Here is a 1,385-nt window from a genome sequence, read left to right on the forward strand (position 1 = left end):
CTCGTACAGCTCATGTCGCCTGGCCAGGATCTGATGGTCCAGCCCTCGATGCCGCTCAGTCGGTGTCACGAAACGTATCCGGCTGTGCCGATGATCATTGTTGTACCAACGCATGAAATCCCTCACCCAGAGGCGTGCCGCGTCAAGGCTGGCAAACCCGTCCTGCGGCCATTGCGGGCAGTATTTCAGTGTCCTGAACAGCGACTCCGAGTAAGGATTGTCGTTGCTGACACGCGGTCGCCCACGCGACGGGGTGATGCCCAGTTCATACATCTTGCTTAACAACGTCACCGATTTCATCGGCGCACCGTTGTCCGAGTGCAGCACCAGCGGCTCGTGCAAACACTGCTCGCCTATCACGCTGCGTTGCAGCAGGGCGGCGGCTTTCTCGCCGCTTTCCATCTCGTAAACTTCCCAGCCAACGGCCTTGCGGCTGTAAATATCCTCGATCAAATAGAGGTAATAATACTTGCCCCTTATCGGTGACGGCAGGTACGTAATGTCCCACGACCACACCTGATTCGGCGCTTTGGCTGCATGTGTCGTCGGTGCCGCATATCGTCTGGGACGCTGACTGCGCCCTCGACGCTGTTGTTGACCTGCGGCCCGCAAGACGCGATAAAACGTGGCCTCCGACGCCAGATAACACCCTTGATCGGCCAGCCGTGGCACGATCTGGCTGGGCGGCAGGTGAGCGTACTCAGGGCTGTTGCACAGTGTGATAATAGCTTGGCGCTCAACGTCGCTCAGTGCATTGGACGGAGTCGGCCGCGTGACCGTTGTGCGGGCATCAGCCTTGAAAACGTCTGTCTGCGTCCATCGCTGCAAGGTACGCAATGACAGGTCGATTTCCTGGCAGGCCCTTGCTTTTCGGGCTCCCTCTGCAACAGCGGTATTTAGCCAGTCAATCAGTAACAGGCGCTCAGGCAAGGACGTCAGTTGTCCTCGTCGACGGTCCCCCAGTAGTCGTTGAGCTTTTTTCGCAGCACCAACAACGCCGCGGTTTCAGCGAGCGCCTTGTCTTTGCGGCGCAGTTCGCGCTCAAGTTCCTGTATGCGTTTCTTGTCTTTGCGAGATTGCTCACGGTCTTCTTTTTGCTGGGTCTTTTCCGGCTTCTGGCCCGTGATGAACGAGTGTCGCCACGCGTTGATCTGCTCGGGATAAAGGCCTTTGCGGCGACAATACTCGCTCAGGTCGATCTCGGATAAACCGGCGGCTTCGAGCACAACAGCAAACCTGGCTTCGGCTGACCATTTTTCGGTCAGGGGAGTATTTTCAGACACTTCGTTTCCTTCATAACTGAGCTGCTTGCGCCAGTTGGACAAAGACATTTCACTGACCCCTTCGCGGCGGGAAACCTCGGCCATCGACAGGTTCAGCGGGGG

The 1,385-nt window shown here is 57.5% G+C and carries 1 pseudogene; it reads right to left on the minus strand.

Annotated features, from left to right (window positions below):
- A pseudogene (locus HMPREF3121_RS12100) lies at positions 1-1,385 on the minus strand (IS3-like element ISPsy31 family transposase); the annotation flags it as partial.

This window comes from Corynebacterium sp. HMSC11E11 (genome assembly GCF_001807025.1).
Classification (GTDB): domain Bacteria; phylum Actinomycetota; class Actinomycetes; order Mycobacteriales; family Mycobacteriaceae; genus Corynebacterium; species Corynebacterium freneyi.